This window comes from Comamonas sp. E6, from assembly GCF_001010305.1.
Taxonomy (GTDB): Bacteria; Pseudomonadota; Gammaproteobacteria; order Burkholderiales; family Burkholderiaceae_C; genus Comamonas; species Comamonas thiooxydans.
On sequence record NZ_BBXH01000026.1, the window covers coordinates 67,464 to 83,306 of the forward strand.

The 15,843-nt window shown below is 63.0% G+C and carries 13 protein-coding genes; 6 read left to right on the top strand and 7 right to left on the bottom strand.

The window, feature by feature from the left end; translation table 11 throughout:
- Positions 1–97: 97 nt before the first annotated feature.
- On the top strand, positions 98–2,386 hold the full coding sequence (locus CSE6_RS21465; protein ID WP_059441433.1) for a protein-disulfide reductase DsbD: 2,289 nt from the start codon (positions 98–100) through the stop codon (positions 2,384–2,386).
- A 30-nt stretch (positions 2,387–2,416) separates the two neighbouring features.
- On the opposite strand, the gene CSE6_RS21470 is transcribed toward CSE6_RS21465, so the two are convergent.
- A complete protein-coding gene (locus CSE6_RS21470) occupies positions 2,417–2,803 on the bottom strand; it encodes a VOC family protein (RefSeq protein ID WP_012836833.1) in 387 nt (128 codons plus the stop codon).
- 313 nt (positions 2,804–3,116) lie between these two features.
- On the opposite strand from CSE6_RS21470, the gene CSE6_RS21475 reads away from it, so the two are divergent.
- Entirely contained in the window at positions 3,117–3,632 is a 516-nt protein-coding gene (locus CSE6_RS21475) for a hypothetical protein (RefSeq protein WP_034353055.1), read from the top strand.
- 62 nt (positions 3,633–3,694) lie between these two features.
- Here the strand turns inward: CSE6_RS21475 and CSE6_RS21480 are convergent, their stop codons facing one another.
- A complete protein-coding gene (locus CSE6_RS21480; RefSeq protein ID WP_059441434.1) occupies positions 3,695–4,561 on the bottom strand; it encodes a GNAT family N-acetyltransferase in 867 nt (288 codons plus the stop codon).
- A 216-nt stretch (positions 4,562–4,777) separates the two neighbouring features.
- Between CSE6_RS21480 and hemE the strand changes: the two genes are divergently transcribed.
- The 3 genes from hemE to CSE6_RS21495 all read left to right on the top strand — a co-directional run bounded on the left by hemE (position 4,778) and on the right by CSE6_RS21495 (position 10,071).
- Positions 4,778–5,893, top strand: coding sequence for a uroporphyrinogen decarboxylase (gene hemE / locus CSE6_RS21485; RefSeq protein ID WP_059441435.1), 1,116 nt, complete (start codon positions 4,778–4,780; stop codon positions 5,891–5,893).
- Between the two features lie 659 nt (positions 5,894–6,552).
- On the top strand, positions 6,553–8,754 hold the full coding sequence (gene priA / locus CSE6_RS21490; protein WP_059441436.1) for a primosomal protein N': 2,202 nt from the start codon (positions 6,553–6,555) through the stop codon (positions 8,752–8,754).
- A gap of 195 nt (positions 8,755–8,949) precedes the next feature.
- Positions 8,950–10,071 (top strand): asparaginase, encoded by a 1,122-nt coding sequence (locus tag CSE6_RS21495; protein ID WP_059441437.1) that lies wholly within the window; start codon positions 8,950–8,952, stop codon positions 10,069–10,071.
- Between the two features lie 190 nt (positions 10,072–10,261).
- Here CSE6_RS21495 and CSE6_RS21500 read toward each other — a convergent pair whose 3' ends face one another.
- The 5 genes from CSE6_RS21500 to CSE6_RS21520 form a co-directional block, all read right to left on the bottom strand.
- Positions 10,262–11,212, bottom strand: coding sequence for an AEC family transporter (locus CSE6_RS21500; protein WP_059441448.1), 951 nt, complete (start codon positions 11,210–11,212; stop codon positions 10,262–10,264).
- Between the two features lie 127 nt (positions 11,213–11,339).
- Positions 11,340–11,705: a hypothetical protein gene (locus CSE6_RS21505; protein ID WP_059441438.1), complete on the bottom strand. Its 366-nt coding sequence runs from the start codon at positions 11,703–11,705 to the stop codon at positions 11,340–11,342.
- Between the two features lie 84 nt (positions 11,706–11,789).
- On the bottom strand, positions 11,790–12,191 hold the full coding sequence (locus tag CSE6_RS21510) for a roadblock/LC7 domain-containing protein (protein ID WP_034393644.1): 402 nt from the start codon (positions 12,189–12,191) through the stop codon (positions 11,790–11,792).
- The gene (locus CSE6_RS21515; protein WP_034393641.1) at positions 12,188–12,754 is read right to left on the bottom strand and encodes an ATP/GTP-binding protein; all 567 of its coding nucleotides are present in this window, start codon (positions 12,752–12,754) and stop codon (positions 12,188–12,190) included. The genes CSE6_RS21510 and CSE6_RS21515 overlap by 4 nt, the downstream gene beginning before the upstream one ends.
- Entirely contained in the window at positions 12,751–13,539 is a 789-nt protein-coding gene (locus CSE6_RS21520; protein ID WP_193751157.1) for a hypothetical protein, read from the bottom strand. The genes CSE6_RS21515 and CSE6_RS21520 overlap by 4 nt, the downstream gene beginning before the upstream one ends.
- A 229-nt stretch (positions 13,540–13,768) precedes the next feature.
- Between CSE6_RS21520 and CSE6_RS21525 the strand changes: the two genes are divergently transcribed.
- Complete coding sequence (locus tag CSE6_RS21525) at positions 13,769–15,841, top strand: ATP-dependent helicase (RefSeq protein WP_059441439.1); 2,073 nt, start codon at positions 13,769–13,771, stop codon at positions 15,839–15,841.
- Positions 15,842–15,843: the final 2 nt, after the last annotated feature.

Below are 15,843 nucleotides of genomic sequence, written 5' to 3' on the forward strand. Positions count from 1 at the left end.
TGTCCAATACCATGCGCCTATGCAAGCATTGGTTTTGCCAATCGGCCGCCCCCGTGCAGGGAACCAAAAACACCGCAACAGACTCCCACCGTCCGCCATGTCTTCTCAAGCCCTTTCCCTGACCACCGGACCCCGCCGCCTCTCGCAGCGCCTTTCACTCTGGCTGATGCTGGCACTGACCGTCTGGGTCTGTGCCTTCTCCACCGGTGCCGGCGCGCAGATCCTGCTCAAAAATGCGGCTTCGGGTGGCGCCACGGTGCAGACGCCGCGCGTGCAGGCCGAGCTGGTGGCCCAGGCCCCCGAGGGCATCACCGCCGGTCAGGTCTTCTGGCTGGGGTTGAAGATCACCCACCAGCCCGAATGGCATACCTATTGGAAAAATGCCGGCGATTCGGGCCTACCCACCGTGCTGCAGTGGCAACTGCCTCCGGGCCTGGAGGCCGGCCCCATCGCCTGGCCGCTGCCTCATGCGCTGCGCGTGGGCCCCCTGGTCAACTATGGCTATGAGGACACGGTGCTGCTGCCCGTGCCCATCAAGGTCGCTGCCGACTTCAAGGCACCGGCCTCAGGCGTAGTGGATCTGGGCCTGGCCGCCGAATGGCTGGTCTGCCGCGTGGAATGCATTCCCGAGTCCGGCAACTTCCAGTTGCAGATCCCCGTTCAGGGCAGCAGCGCCCCTCACAGCCAGGCCTTTGTGCAGGCCCAGGCAGGCCAGCCCCAGGCGCTGAGCCAGGGCGGCCAGGCCCTTGTCGAGTCCGGCAAGGCCGAAGGCACGAACCTGCCCGACGACCGAGTGACGCTGCGCATACCCGGACTGCCGGCCAGCCTCAAGGGCAAAACACTGGAGTTCTATCCCGAGAACGCCGACACCTTCAAACATGCCGCAGAGTCAGGCAAGGACTGGAAGCAGCACTGGGACGGAGAGGTCTGGGTGGGCGAGAACATGCCCCTGTCCGATATGCGCGGCGAAACCGCGACGCAACTGGCCGTGGTGCTGGCCCTGCCGCCTGCTGAGCGCGCTGCCGCGCTGGAGCGCGGCGAAAGCGCTGGCTGGCGCAGCGAACTGGCCGTGCAGGGCAGGTGGAGCGCCCCCGCACTGGCTGGCGTATCGCCGGCCCTGGCAGCGGCGCTGGAGGCCAACAAGACCGCTTCACAGCCCGTACCGGCAGGCAATACGGCCAGTGCAGGCAGCCTCTGGGCGGCCCTGCTGGGCGGCCTGATCGGCGGCCTGATCCTCAATCTCATGCCCTGTGTGTTTCCCGTACTGGCCATCAAGGTGCTGGGCTTTGCGGGCCATGGCCAGAACCGCCAGGCCCAGAGGCTGGGCGGGCTGGCATATACCGCCGGCGTGGTGCTGTCCTTTGTGGCACTCGGCGCACTGCTGCTGGGCCTGCGCGCGGCCGGCCAGCAGCTGGGCTGGGGCTTCCAGCTGCAGTCGCCCGTGGTCGTGTCGCTGCTGGCGGCGCTGTTCACCGTGCTGGGGCTGAATCTGGCCGGACTGTTCGAGTTCGGCAGCCTGCTGCCCAGCAGCATTGCCAGCGCCCAGGCGCGCAACCCGGTGCTGGACTCCTTTCTCTCCGGCGTGCTGGCCGTGGCGATTGCCTCGCCCTGCACGGCGCCCTTCATGGGGGCCTCGCTGGGCTTTGCCATCGATATGCCTGCGGCGCAGGCACTGACAGTGTTTGCCGCACTCGGCGTCGGCATGGCCCTGCCCTATCTGCTGGCCAGCTTCGTGCCTGCCGTCGTGGGCTGGCTGCCGCGGCCCGGCCCCTGGATGCAGACCTTCCGCCACGCCATGGCTTTCCCCATGTTTGCCACCGTGGTCTGGCTGGTCTGGGTGCTGGGCCATCAGGGCGGCATGGATGCCGCTGCGGCCCTGCTGGCCCTGCTGCTGGTGCTGGCCGCGCTGATTTGGGCCCTGGGCCTGCGCGGCAAGAGCCGCATCAGCCTCGGCGCTCTCGCCCTGCTGCTGGCCGCTGGCGTGGCCTATTACGCCCTGCCGCTGATCAAGGCCGAGCCTGCGGGCCAGGCTCAAACACAGGCCGGCGAACTCTGGCAACCCTGGTCGGCAGACAAGGTTCAGTCTGCCCATGCCTCGGGCCAGCCGGTGTTTGTGGACTTCACGGCCGCTTGGTGCGTGACCTGCCAGGTCAACAAGCGCACCACGCTCAGCAATGCCGAGGTGCTTGCGGCCTTTGCGCAGCACCAGGTGCAGCTGCTGCGCGCCGACTGGACGCGCCAGGACCCGGCCATCACCCAGGCACTGCAATCGCTGGGGCGCAGCGGCGTCCCCGTCTACGTGCTGTACCTGCCCGGCAAGCAGCCTGTGGTGTTGAGCGAGCTGCTCTCCAAAAGCGAGGTGCTTGACGCACTCAAACAGATCTAGGCCATTACCGCGCGCAAAGCATGACGCAATTCAGGCTGGCGCCACTTCCTCGTGCAGGCAGAGGTAGTTACCCTCGGTGTCCTTGAACCAGGCGGCTTTCTCGGACCCCAGCACGCAGACATGGTTGACGGTCTTGAAGTCGGGGAAGTCGTAGTCCTCAAACACCACACCCCGGCTTTTCAGTTCCCGAATGCTGGCAGCGATATCGGGCACCCGAAAGCTGATGGCCGTGTGCTCGGCCTTGGTGCCGCCAGGCTTTGGAAACAGGGCCAGCGCACTGCCGCCAACCAGGTAGACAAACTTTCCATCGGGCCGCAGCTCTCCTGGCTGCAGACCCAGGCTTTCTTCGTAGAAAGCACGAGCACGCGCCATATCCATCACCGGCAGCATCGTCGTCACAGCAGAATGGCTCAGCATAAGAACTCCTTTGCCCGGCGCTGCGGGGTCATGGCCCTGAGTCGAGCAGACCAAGCTTAGCCCCAGGGGTGAGCAGATGCCAGCCCCGGCAAGCTCAATGAACCTGGCGCAATCAACTTTACGACTGTGCACATCGGCCTCGCCTTGGAGTGGAGCGCGACTTCAAGCAGGCGCATAGTGCCTATGGCACAAACCAGGCAAAAGCTCTAGACTGGAACTGCCCACAAGCCAGGCGCAACCGCAGTTTCCAGCCCTTGCCAGCCTTGCACGCGTTGACCACTGCGGACTGCCTGAACTGCACAGGAGGTAAGCCATGCATGCCAACCTTATCCACCAGCCGTCTCACAAACGTCTTTGCCTGTTGCGTGCACTGGCGCTGGCCAGTCTGGCAATCGCCGGTCTGGCTCTGCCTTTTGCCTGGGACATCCTGGCCAGCATCAACAGCATGCCCAAGATGCACTGGTTGCAACAGGCACTGGCGCAGGCTCCTGCCTTCAGTTGGCTGATGATGTTTGTCTGGGGCGGAGCCATACCGTTGGTCTTGCTCAAGAACATGGACCAGACGCCGTCACACAAGCTTCGCACCACGGTGGTGATGCTGATCCTGATGTGGATCGCCGTCACCTGGTATGTGCACATGCCGGCCAGCAATCAGTGCAGCGCGCTTTATGGATCCTGGGATTGGGCCTGCTCGGTTCTGCAATGGGGCTACAGCATGAGTCTGGTGCTGTCCATTGCAGCCTATGCCTTCCTCATGCTGGGCCTGATGGTTACGGCGCTGGGCCTGTTTGCCGAAGGCCTGGAAGATGAGCCCGGCCACGCTGCATGACCCGTCCAGTCATCAAAAAAGCCTGTGGCATGGCCACAGGCTTTTTGCTTGCTGCTCTCGCTTCAGGCCTTCATGCGCCCGAACAGCCGACGGTAGCGAGAGGGTAGATCCTGCATGCGCATCATGATGGGCAGATCGGCCGTATTGAAGTCGCTGTCCCAGGCCGGTGCCCCCAGCACCTTGGCACCGGCACGCAGATAGCCCTGGATCAGCGCTGGCGGCTCGACCTTCAACGCATCTGCCGAGACATTGCTGATATGTGCAAGCTCCTCGGGCAGGGCTACGCAGGGGCGCACCTGCAGCTCGTGCTCGGCCAGATGGCTCTGGCGCAGTTGCTGCCAGATGCGTGCCGGGCCTTCGCCATGGGCCAGGCCCGGGTACTGCATGGGAATGCTGGCGCAGCCCACCATGGCCTCGAGCCGGTTGCGCTGCATGAATTCGGCCAACGCCCCCCAGAGCGCCAGAATCACGCCGCCCTGGCGATGCTCCGCATGCACGCAGCTGCGCCCCAGCTCGACCATCTGTGCCCGCCAGGCGTTGATGGGCGAGAGATCGAATTCCTGATCGCTGTACAGACCGCCGGCGCGCTGAGCCTGAGCGGGGGTCAGCAGACGGTAGGTGCCGATCACCTTGTTCTGCTCTTCATCGCAAACCATCAGATGCTCGCAGAAATCGTCAAAGACATCGATATCGTGGCCAGCCACAGGCGTCTGCAGCACAGCACCCATTTCTTCGGCAAAGATCTGGTAGCGTAGGCGCTGGGCCTGGCGAACCTCGTCCAGATGCCGGGCCCAGCGCACCTGCAGGCGCAAAGCGGGCGCTGCAGCGTGTGCGGGACTAGCGGGACGATGGGAAAGCGAGGGAGCCGATGACTGTGTCGTCGCGATGCTCTGGCCATTCAGCGCATCAAGAATCTCGGGATGCCTCATGTCTGCTTTCCTCCGGTGTTGGACGCAGTTGGCGGCCTGCCTGTGCCACACGGTGTGTCTGCGTGGCGCCATTGTGGAAAACGCAGATGAAGCCTGCGCGACATTTGGATGACGTTTTCGTGACAAGGCCTCGCAACAGCCATACCTGCACAGAGAGCTGAATTGCCGCTCGGGATTGTGGTGAATGGGAAAGCCGGAGTGGGCGACAATCGGCATATGAGTTTCGCCCCCCTGACCAATGACACCTTCCTGCGCGCATGCCGTCGCCAGGCTACTGACTACACGCCCCTGTGGCTGATGCGCCAGGCGGGACGCTACCTGCCCGAGTACAAGGCCACCCGCGCCAAGGCCGGCAGCTTCATGGGCCTGGCCACCAATGTGGACTACGCCACCGAGGTGACCCTGCAGCCGCTGGATCGCTTCCCGCTGGACGCCGCCATTCTGTTCAGCGACATCCTGACCGTGCCCGACGCCATGGGCCTGGGCCTGTCGTTCGCCGAAGGCGAAGGTCCGCGCTTTGCCAAGGTCGTGCGCGACGAGGCCGCCGTGGCCGAGCTGGCCGTGCCCGACATGGACAAGCTGCGCTATGTGTTTGACGCCGTCACCAATATCCGCAAGGTGCTCAATGGCCGTGTGCCGCTGATCGGCTTCTCGGGCAGCCCCTGGACTCTGGCCTGCTATATGACCGAGGGCAAGGGCAGCGATGACTACCGCACCGTCAAGTCGCTGATGTACTCGCGCCCCGACCTGATGCACCGCATCCTGGAAGTCAACGCCGACAGCGTGGCTGCCTACCTGAACGCCCAGATCGATGCCGGCGCCCAGGCCGTGATGATTTTTGACAGCTGGGGCGGCGTGCTGGCCGACGGTGCTTTCCAGGAATTCAGCCTGGCCTATACCAAGCGCGTGCTGGCTCAGCTCAAACGCACCGGTGTGGACGGCAGCGATGTGCCCCGCATCGTCTTCACCAAGGGCGGTGGCATCTGGCTGCCCGACATGAAGGACATCGACTGCGAAGTGCTGGGTCTGGACTGGACGGCCAATCTGGGCAAGGCGCGCGCCATTGTGGGCGGCGAGGTCGGCGGCCCCGGCAAGGCGCTGCAGGGCAATATCGACCCGAACGTGCTGTTTGCCGCTCCCGAGCAGGTCGCCGCCCAGGCGCGTGCCGTGCTGGACAGCTTTGGCAAGCCTCATACCGACAAGAGCACCACCGGCCCCACCCACATCTTCAATCTGGGTCACGGCATCAGCCAGTTCACCCCGCCCGAACATGTGGCCGCGCTGGTCGAAGCTGTGCACAGCCACTCGAGCCTGCTGCGCACAAAGGACTGACTCCCCCTGCAACAAGTGCCTTCCCAGGCATTTGTTGCAGAACAACGGGCCTCAATCACCCGATAAAATCAAATGGTTATTGAGCGACAATTGCCGGTCTGAGATGCAGCAAAGCGGCAGCAAATCATTGATTTCAAATCACTAAATCTCAGACCCTGAAAAACTCGGCGCCAGCAGTGCTTGGCGCTTTTTTATTTTTTCATCCACCTTGGCATCGATTGACGGAAGTTATCCACATATGGATGCTTCAAGATAACTGCATACCTCATGGCTGCTGGCTCTAGTGCTATTTTTTGAGAAGTTAAGGACTTTGCACAGCGGTTTGGAAGCATTTAGGTTTAGGGAGCTTCTCGGTTGACAGTGACTCGCCGCCTGATTTATGCACAGATATGGCGAGGCAGACTCCCTGCCAACACTCTGCCAAAGCAAGCTCCTCATCGCCTCATGAACACATATAAGTCTTTGTTTTAAATAAATTAATTATTCAACCACTCCGCCATCCTGCCGGCTTGCAAGCACGAACAGGACTTGCTCAGGCCTTTCGCGCACATTGTTTCTCACAAAGTTATCCACAGAACGCAAAGCCTTTGCAGGCCTCAAAATCTGCTATAGCTCTGAGGAACGGCGGCCTCTGCAGCGCCTTCCCCCGATCCAACTCCATGTCCCATATCGTTTACGTTGCCGTCCAGACCCCTGCCCACAGCGCCGTAGGTGATCTGTTGAGCTACGTTAGCGATGCATGGCTGGAGCCCGGCAGCTTGGCGCGCGTTCCTCTGGGAAAAAGAGAGTTGTTGGGTGTGGTCTGGGATACGCCCGCCGCCCCCGAAGCCATTCCAGACGGGGTGGAACTGCGCAGCATTGCCGGCCTGCTGCAGGGCATAGAACCGCTGAACCAGGCCTGGCGACGGCTGGTGGCTTTTGCCGCGCACTATTACCAGCGCAGCTTGGGCGAGATCGCCGTCACCGCCTTGCCGCCTCAGTTGCGCGATATGTCGCCCGAACAGCTGGCTCGGCGGCTGGCTCCGCCCAAGACAGCCAAGCCGCCAGCCGGCAAGCGCAAGAAGGTACAAGCCGCTGAAGCAGCACAAGCGAGCACCGAGACGATGGCTCACACGCCGGACACCAACAGCGCAACGCCTCTGCTCGCCCTCAGTGCCGAACAATCGGCGGTCTTCGAGCAAATTGAGCAAAACCCCGGCCCGTTCCTGCTCTACGGCAGCACTGGCAGCGGCAAGACCGAGGTTTATCTGCGTGCAGTGCAAGCCGTGCTGGATGCCAACCCGGAGGCTCAAGCCCTGGTGATGGTGCCCGAGATCAACCTCACGCCTCAGCTGGAAGAGCGATTTGTCGCCCGCTTCGTGCCTCAGTACGGCAAGGACGCCGTAGTCAGCATGCACAGCGGCATGACCAACCCGCAGCGTCTCAAAAGCTGGCTGGCCGCTCACACGGGCCGCGCCCGCATCGTGCTCGGTACGCGCATGGCCATTTTTGCCAGCGTGCCGCAACTGGGGCTGATCGTGGTCGACGAGGAACATGATGCCAGCTACAAGCAGCAGGAGGGCGCACGCTATTCAGCACGCGATCTGGCCATCTGGCGCGGGCGCGATACCGGCGCCAAGGTCATACTGGGCAGCGCCACGCCATCGCTGGAGAGCTGGCATGCCTCGGAACCCGATGTCGGCCGCTACCTGCGCCTGCATATGCCCAGCCGTATCGGCGCGGCCAGCATTGGCGCGGCCGGCTCAGGCGCGGCCGGTCTACCCAGGGTGAGAATGGTGGACATGGGCCAGCAACCCAAGCGCGCCGTGTTCTCGCCACCGCTGATCGAGGCCATTACCGAGCGCGTAAAGCGCGGCGAGCAAAGCCTGGTTCTGCTCAACCGCCGCGGCTTTGCCCCTGTGCTGTTCTGCGCCGACTGCAACTGGAAGAGCGACTGCCCCCATTGCAGCGCCCACCAGGTCTTTCACAAGGGCGACCGCACGCTGCGCTGCCACCACTGCGGCTTTACCCAGCGCGTGCCGTTTGCCTGCCCCAGTTGCGGCAACCCCGACATCCTGCCGCTGGGCAAGGGCACGGAACAGCTGCAGGAAGAGCTGGAGCGGCTGCTGCGCAATGTGCAGCGCCCCGACGGCAATCCGGCCCGTGTGGCGCGCATTGACGCCGACACCACCAAGGCCAAGGGCAGCCTTGAGCAGCAACTGGCCCAGGTGCATGCCGGCGACGTGGATGTGCTGGTCGGCACCCAGATGGTGGCCAAGGGCCATGACTTCCGGCGCATCACGCTGGTGGCCGCCGTACAACCCGACAGCGCGCTGTACTCCAGCGACTATCGCGCCCCGGAACGGCTGTTCTGCCTGCTGATGCAGGCCGCCGGGCGCGCCGGGCGCGATGCGCAATATGTGAAGGCCCAGGGCAGCCATCCTGAGATGTGGATTCAAAGCCATGACCCTCAGAACGCCGTCTACACCGCACTACGCAAGCATGACTATCCGGCGTTTGCCAGGCAGCAACTCAAGGAACGGCTGGACGCCGGCATGCCGCCCTATGCCTTTCAGGCCATAGTCCGGGCCGATGCACGCACCCAGGAAGCTGCCCAGGCTTTTCTGAATGCCGCCACCCAGGTCGCCAGAGAGGCCAAGCTGCCTTATCTGGACGAAGTGTTCATCTACCCGCCCATCCCCATGGCGGTGCAGCGCGTGGCCAATGTGGAGCGCGCCCAGATGCTGCTGGAAGCCGGCAACCGCAGCGCCCTGCTGCGCTTTCTCAATGCCTGGCAGCAGTATCTGCACTGGCTGCGCACGCTGCCCGAGCACAGGCCGCTGGTGCGCTGGCTGGTGGATGTGGATCCGCTCAGCATCTAAAGTCGTCTGAAATTTAAGGTTTTTAGCTCTTTAGCCCTTTACCCATAAGCGCTGACAGCTATCAATTTATATAAACCGCAGGCGCTTGGCAAATCCATCGGGATTTGCGCGAATGGGCAAGCCGGCATGGCTATTGCATGGTGTGAGGCTCGGCTCCACAAGAGGCCGTTTCATTCAATCACGGAGCACTACTTCATGCAAAAACAAGTCTTCCGCCAGTCCTTGCTGGCCGCCACCATCGCCGTTCTGGGCGTTCTGTCCGCCCCCGGCGCAGCTCTGGCGCAGGATGCATCGCCTGCGGCTGCGCAGGCGGCCAAGGCGCAGGCAGCCAAGCCCAATGTGGTGGTGCTGGCCACGGGCGGCACGATTGCGGGTGCTGGTGCCTCGACCGTCAACAGCGCCACCTACACAGCCGCCAAGGTACCTGTGGACAAGCTGCTGGCCGGCCTGCCCGAGCTGGCCCAGATCGCCAATGTGCGCGGCGAGCAGGTGTTCCAGATCGCTTCCGAGAGCTTCACCAACGACAATCTGCTGACACTGGCCAAGCGCGTCTCGCAACTGGCCAAGCAGTCCGATGTGGATGGCATCGTCATCACCCACGGCACGGACACGCTGGCAGAGACAGCCTACTTCCTGAGTCTGACCGTTCACACCGACAAGCCCATTGCCGTGGTCGGCAGCATGCGCCCGGGCACTGCCCTGTCCGCCGATGGCGCGCTGAACCTGGTCAATGCCGTCAGCGTGGCAGGCTCCAAGGACGCCAGGGGCAAGGGCGTCTTCGTCACAATGAATGACGAGATCAACACCGCCCGCGATGTGAACAAGGACATCAACATCCAGACCGGCGCCTTCAAGAGCCAGTGGGGCCCGCTGGGCATGGTGGTCGAGGGCAAGAACTACTGGTTCCGCGCGCCCGTCAAGCGTCACACCATGAACTCCGAGTTCAATATCGACAACATCGACAAGCTGCCCCAGGTGGACATCGTCTATGCCTATGGCAGCGTCCAGCCCACGGCCGTGAATGCGCTGGTCGATGCCGGCGCCAAGGCCATCGTCCATGCCGGTACCGGCAATGGCTCGGTGGCCGACCGCATGGTCAAGCCGCTGCAGGATGCCCGCGGCAAGGGCGTGTTCGTCGTGCGCTCGTCACGCGTGCCTTACGGCTTTGTGCTGCGCAATGCCGAGCAGCCCGACGACAAGTACGACTGGGTGGTCGCCCACGACATGCGCCCCGAAAAAGCACGCCTGCTGACCATGCTGGCGCTGACCAAGGGCGCCAACACCAAGGAACTGCAGCGGATGTTCTGGGAGTATTGAACACTCCCCCTGAGGCGCTTCGCGCCTTCCCCCTCTCTCTTCGGGAGGGGGACGACACCTTCGGTGCGGGGCGGCGGGGCCGCCTAGGCCCTTCCTCGGTGTCTCTTTGTTGGGGTGTGCTTGTTTGCGGTTTTTAGCCAAAACAGCGGTTTGCGCAGGCTGGTCTTGCGCAAGCCGCTCTTGTTTTTGATCAGGTCATCAGCGCCACGGCGGCGGAGAAGCTGAGGAAGGCCAGGCTGGTCGACACCAGGATGATGCGCGCCACGCGGCCGCCGTGGGCGCCGTAGCGCTCGGTCAGCAGCGACACATTGCTGGCGGACGGCAGGGCTGCCAGCAGCACCAGCACCACCAGAGTTTCGTGCTGAAGCCCCAGTCCCATGGAGATCGCTGCCAGTCCGACGGCCCAAACCAGCAGCGGATGGACGACAAGCTTGGCCAGCGCGATCGGTACATAGTCGCGCGCTGCCACGCGTTCGTGGCTGTTCATCTGCGAGCGCGCCAACACCGCGCCTATGGTGAACAAGGCCACCGGCGAAGCCGCTGCGGCCAGCATGGCCACGGTCTTGTCCACCGGGCCGGGCAATACCCAGCCCATGGCCGACGCCAGGCCGCCCAGCAGAATCGACCAGGGCATGGGATTGGACGCCATGCCCTTGAGCGAATTGCGCACTGCCAGCCAGATTCCTTGCCCTCCCGCCAGATCGAGCCGCGACAGCGCAATGCAGGCCGAGGTGGTGATGACCATGTCGATGGCCATGGTCACGATCACCGGCCCCGCACTCTGCGCGCCCAGCAGCGCCGCCAGCATGGGAACGCCCATGAAGCCGGTGTTGGGGAAAGCAGCGACCAGTGCACCGAATGCGGCATCGTTCCAGCCCAGGCGTGCGCGTGTCAGCAGCACGGTCGTGCCCACCATCAGCGCCGCACAGAGCAGATAGACCAGGGTGACGTTGATGTCGAGCAGCTGATGAATCGGTGTTTGCGCACCAAAGCGGTACAGCATGCAGGGCAGCGCAAAGTACAGCACAAAGGCATTGAGGCCGGGGATCGCTGCCTGGGGCAGGATGCCGCGCCATGTGGCGGCAAAGCCGCAAGCCACCAGGGCAAAGAAGGGAAAGGTGATGAGTAGAACGGACAACACGCACAAATTGTGACAGCGCCCGACTCCAACCCCCTCACGGCCTGCGATGAAAATTTTTCAGTGCAGACCTACCCAAAAACAAAGCCTGCGCAAGGCAGGCTGCTGTGACAGGTACAAGGACAGCACGTCAGAGCTTGAGTTCCTTTTCCACATCTGCAGTCTTGCGGCGCGCCAGCGCCAGGTTGGCACGAGCCTTGTCCAGCACCAGATAAAAGAACACGCCGTCATTGGCGGCCACGGGACGGATGATGTGATATTGCTTGCCCAGAGTGATCAGTATGTCGTCGATCTGGTCGTTGAGATTGAGCATGCGCATGGTCTTGATCTTGGCACGCACGACCTCGGTGTTGCCGGCCGCGGCCAGCTCCATGTCCACGCCGCCGCCGACGCCGACGCTGCCCATCAGCATGCCGCTTGCGCTGTCCACGAGAGCGCCACAGACAGCACCGTCTGCGGTCATCAGAGCGTTCAGAGAATCCTGGATAGAGGCCATAAATCCACCTTTTGAAAAGCAAGACAAGGAACTCGTGCGACGGATGCGCACCCACTCAGACTCAGAACTCCAGTGAACCTGTGATCAAGAGGGCAGGTACCCTGTGGCAACCTCACCGGCCGCCCAAAGCGCACGACCCAGCAAGGCGTTCTGATCCACCACCAGACAGAGAACGGCCGGGAAGGAGCCGTTCACCGCCTGGAAGACCACCGTGCCCGACTCCGTCTCGAAGGTCAGGCGCTTGCAATCCCTGTGTCCGATCTCATTGGCCACAGCCTTGGCCATGGCCATGAGCGAGCCTGCCATGGCCGACAGTCGTTCGGTCGGCAGATCGCTGCGAATGCGCAGCGCTGAAATCTCGAAACCGTCAGGGGTACAGAGCAAGGCGATGTGGACGCCCGCCACCGGGGAAACCACGCGCGCCAGGATTTCCCGACCTGCCTCCACGGCATGTGGCGGAATCACGAGAGAGTTATGGGTCTTCATAGAGTCTGACTTTGCAAGGACAGCAGCGATGCCAGCACGCTCAGGGCATCCAGCATCTGCTGGCGATCACGTGGATCAGCCTCAACAAGCGGGGTGAGGTCATGGCCTTTGGCAACCAGGGCGGAGCTGAATGCCTCCAGCCTTGCTCCGCTGGCGGGACGGCAACTGAGAATGACCATCAAAGGTGCCTGGTCCAGCTCTGCGATCCCCGTCAGCATCTCGCAGGCGTAGTCCACCGCGCCCGCATCGTTGACGTCCACCATCAGCAGCGCTCCCACCGATGCAGAAAGCACCCAGCGGCGCACGAAATCAAAACGATCCTGACCGGGGCTGCCTACCAGCTGCAGTCGCTCGCCAGAGCCCAGGTCGATCTCGCCAAACTCCGCCCCTACCGTGGTGAACTCCTTGCTGTGCGTCACCTTGTCCAGGTTGCGCACATCGCTGCCTGCCATGAATTCCCCGCACAGGCTGCGCAGCGCCGTGGTCTTGCCCACGCCCATGGGCCCCAGCAGACTCACCCGCAGCAGGCCCAGGCCGGGCTGCATGGGCATGAAAGATGTCATGTACGTCCTCCACGGGTAATCCAGCCCGTCAGCCTGCTGAGCCATTGACGCGTCACGGATGCGGCTGGCTGCTTCTGGGTAATTGATTTCTGCGCAGCGGAGGGGTCCTCGGAGCCGCGCAGACTACAGCGCAGGACTGCCTGAATCTGAGGCAGGGACAGCAGGGTCGATAGTTGCGACATCTCAATGCCGGCGTGCTCGGCCAGCGATCTGGCATCGATAGGCCCACGCGCGAGCAGCGCCAGCGCACGCATGTTCTGCGCGCTGTTGACGCTGCCAGGCAAGGCGACCCAGGATTTGATTTGAAAGCAATGCGTACAGTCGACTCCCTGCGACTGAAGCTCTTGCAAGGCACGCTGCAGCGGCAGGGGCTCACCGGCCCTGTGCCGGGCTCTCCAGTCCATGAGGAAAACCGCGGCACGGTCGAGCATGTCGATCAGGTCGGACAGCGTGAAGTCCACATCAAGATGTACTGCCCAGCCCTGGGAAGAACGCCCCAGCGGCTGCATGGCCGGCTCGCCGCCGAGATAGACCACGCAAGGAGCTCTCGCCTCGGCCCTGGCCAGCAGGCTCTCCAGCCCTTCGATCACCAGCACTTCGGCCGCATGGCGCGGAACCTGACGCCAGCCGGAAAGCGACTTGCGCGCGGCCACGGCGAACAGCGCTTCAAAGCGCTGCTGCACGGCAGGCGTCCAAAGTTCTGCGGCCAAGCTCACTTCACCGATGGTTCTCGCCATGCACAACACCCTGAGGGTTGAGGAAAAGACAATGAATCCCTCAACCATCGAAAATTCGCTGGCGCTGTCGGGATCAAGGCCGGACACGATGCAATCTTCACGCTACACAACTAACACCTTATTACAACAATTATTCAAGTAACAGGAGAGCGCACGTGTAGGTGAAACGCTCGCTGAGTCCCTGATTTTTGTCAGTTGTGAGCACTGTCATCAGGGCTCTTCACAGCGAAGCGGTATGCTCCCAGTCCTTGTTTTTGATGATGGGTCACTCTGCTTCATGTCTGCTGGTCTCAACCTCGCTCAGCTCCAGGCCGTGCATTACACCGAAGGTCCATGCCTTGTTCTGGCAGGCGCCGGCTCGGGCAAGACCCGTGTGATTACGCACAAGATAGGCCGTCTGATCGAAACCGGTCTGGCGCCGCGCCGCATTGCCGCTATCACTTTTACCAACAAGGCCGCCGCCGAAATGCGCGAACGCGCCGCCGGTCTGATTGGCCGCCAGGCCAAGGAGGTGCTGATCTGCACTTTCCACTCGCTGGGCGTGCGCATGGTGCGCGAGGACGGCCACATTCTCGGTCTCAAGCCCCAGTTCAGCATTCTGGACACCGACGATGTCACCGGCATCCTCAAGGACTGCGCGGGCGGCACCACCGATGTGGCGACGGCCCGCCAGTGGCAGTGGACCATCAGCGGCTGGAAGAACCAGGGCTGGGACAGCCGCAAGGCCCTGGCCATGGCCCAGGACGACAACGAGCGCAGCACCGCTCTCATCATGCAGCGCTATGAAGAGCGCCTGACCGCCTACCAGAGCGTGGACTTCGACGACCTGATCGGCATGCCCATGCGCCTGCTGCGCGGCCACCCCGAGGTGCGCGAGAAATGGCAACGCCTGCTGGGCCATGTGCTGGTGGACGAGTACCAGGACACCAATGCCACGCAGTACGAGCTGCTCAAATTCCTGGTGGGCGAGCGCGCTCACTTCACGGCGGTGGGCGACGACGATCAGTCGATCTACGGCTGGCGCGGCGCTACGCTGGACAATCTCAAGAAGCTGCCCGTGGACTTTCCGCAGCTCAAGGTCATCAAGCTGGAGCAGAACTACCGCTCCACCAGCGCCATTTTGCGAGCGGCCAACAATGTGATCGGCCCCAACCCCAAGCTGTTTCCCAAGACACTGTTTTCGGAGCTCGGCGAGGGCGAACCCGTGCGCATCGTCGACTGCGACACCGAAGAGCATGAGGCCGAGCGCGCCGTGGCCCGCATTCAGGGCCTGCGCGCCAATATGAACCCGCAGCCCGCGTGGAAGGACTTCGCTATCCTCTACCGCGCCAACCACCAGGCCAAGCCCTTCGAGAAGGCGCTGCGCAAGGCCAATATCCCCTACAAGGTTTCGGGCGGCACCAGCTTTTTCGACCGCGCCGAGATCAAGGACCTGTGCGCCTGGTTCCGCCTCTGGATCAACAACGACGACGACCCGGCTTTTCTGCGCTCCATAGGCACGCCCAAGCGCGGCATAGGCCACACCACGCTGGGCAAGCTCGGGGAATTCTCTGCCGCGCACAAGCTCAGCATGTTCGGCTCGCTGTTCAATGCCATGCTGGAGGAGGCGCTGCCGCGCAAGGCCTTCGAGAGCCTGCTGGAATTCGGCCGCTATATCAACGACCTGGAATACCGCGCCCGCCACACCCTGGGGTTTGAGGCCTCGCGCGGCTTTCTGATCGACTGGCTCAAGGAAATTGGCTACGAACAGTATCTGTATGACAGCGAAGACAGCGAGTCTGTCGCTGCCGCGCGCTGGAGCAATGTGCTGGAGTTCTGCGACTGGATGGCCCAGCGTGCTGGCGGCCAGATAGAAGATGCTGCAGGCGCCGGCACCCAGACCGAGGTCAAGAGCCTGCTGGAGGTCTCGCAGAACATCGCCCTGCTCTCCACCATCAGCGAACGCGAGAAGGAGCAGGACATGGTCGTGCTCTCCACCCTCCACGCTTCCAAGGGTCTGGAATGGCCCCATGTCATGCAGGTCGGCGTGACCGAGGGCATGCTGCCATTCAAGCTGGACGATGACGACGGCAAGCAGCAGCAGGTCAGCGATGAAACGGCAGCACGGCTGCAGGAAGAGCGCCGCCTGATGTATGTGGGCATCACCCGCGCCCAGCGCACGCTGGCCGTGAGCTGGACCAAGCGCCGCAAAAAGGGCCGTGAGATGGTGGCCTGCCAACCCAGCCGCTTCATCAAGGAGATGGGCCTCGATGCGGCCACGGCCAAGGAAGACCCGCGCGAGAAGCTGCGCAAGCTGCGCGAAGAATTTGCCGCGCGCAAGAGCCAGGCTGCGCCAGGCGCCGCCAACTGAAG

Bases quoted from the DNA above. Each gene is read 5' to 3' on its own strand.
- CSE6_RS21475 (WP_034353055.1), top strand. From the start codon at position 3,117: ATGCATGCCAACCTTATCCACCAGCCGTCTCACAAACGTCTTTGCCTG.
- CSE6_RS21510 (WP_034393644.1), bottom strand. From the start codon at position 12,191: ATGAAGACCCATAACTCTCTCGTGATTCCGCCACATGCCGTGGAGGCA.
- CSE6_RS21515 (WP_034393641.1), bottom strand. From the start codon at position 12,754: ATGACATCTTTCATGCCCATGCAGCCCGGCCTGGGCCTGCTGCGGGTG.
- CSE6_RS21525 (WP_059441439.1), top strand. From the start codon at position 13,769: ATGTCTGCTGGTCTCAACCTCGCTCAGCTCCAGGCCGTGCATTACACC.
- CSE6_RS21470 (WP_012836833.1), bottom strand. From the start codon at position 2,803: ATGCTGAGCCATTCTGCTGTGACGACGATGCTGCCGGTGATGGATATG.
- hemE (WP_059441435.1), top strand. From the start codon at position 4,778: ATGAGTTTCGCCCCCCTGACCAATGACACCTTCCTGCGCGCATGCCGT.
- priA (WP_059441436.1), top strand. From the start codon at position 6,553: ATGTCCCATATCGTTTACGTTGCCGTCCAGACCCCTGCCCACAGCGCC.
- CSE6_RS21520 (WP_193751157.1), bottom strand. From the start codon at position 13,539: ATGGTTGAGGGATTCATTGTCTTTTCCTCAACCCTCAGGGTGTTGTGC.
- CSE6_RS21495 (WP_059441437.1), top strand. From the start codon at position 8,950: ATGCAAAAACAAGTCTTCCGCCAGTCCTTGCTGGCCGCCACCATCGCC.
- CSE6_RS21505 (WP_059441438.1), bottom strand. From the start codon at position 11,705: ATGGCCTCTATCCAGGATTCTCTGAACGCTCTGATGACCGCAGACGGT.
- CSE6_RS21480 (WP_059441434.1), bottom strand. From the start codon at position 4,561: ATGAGGCATCCCGAGATTCTTGATGCGCTGAATGGCCAGAGCATCGCG.
- CSE6_RS21465 (WP_059441433.1), top strand. From the start codon at position 98: ATGTCTTCTCAAGCCCTTTCCCTGACCACCGGACCCCGCCGCCTCTCG.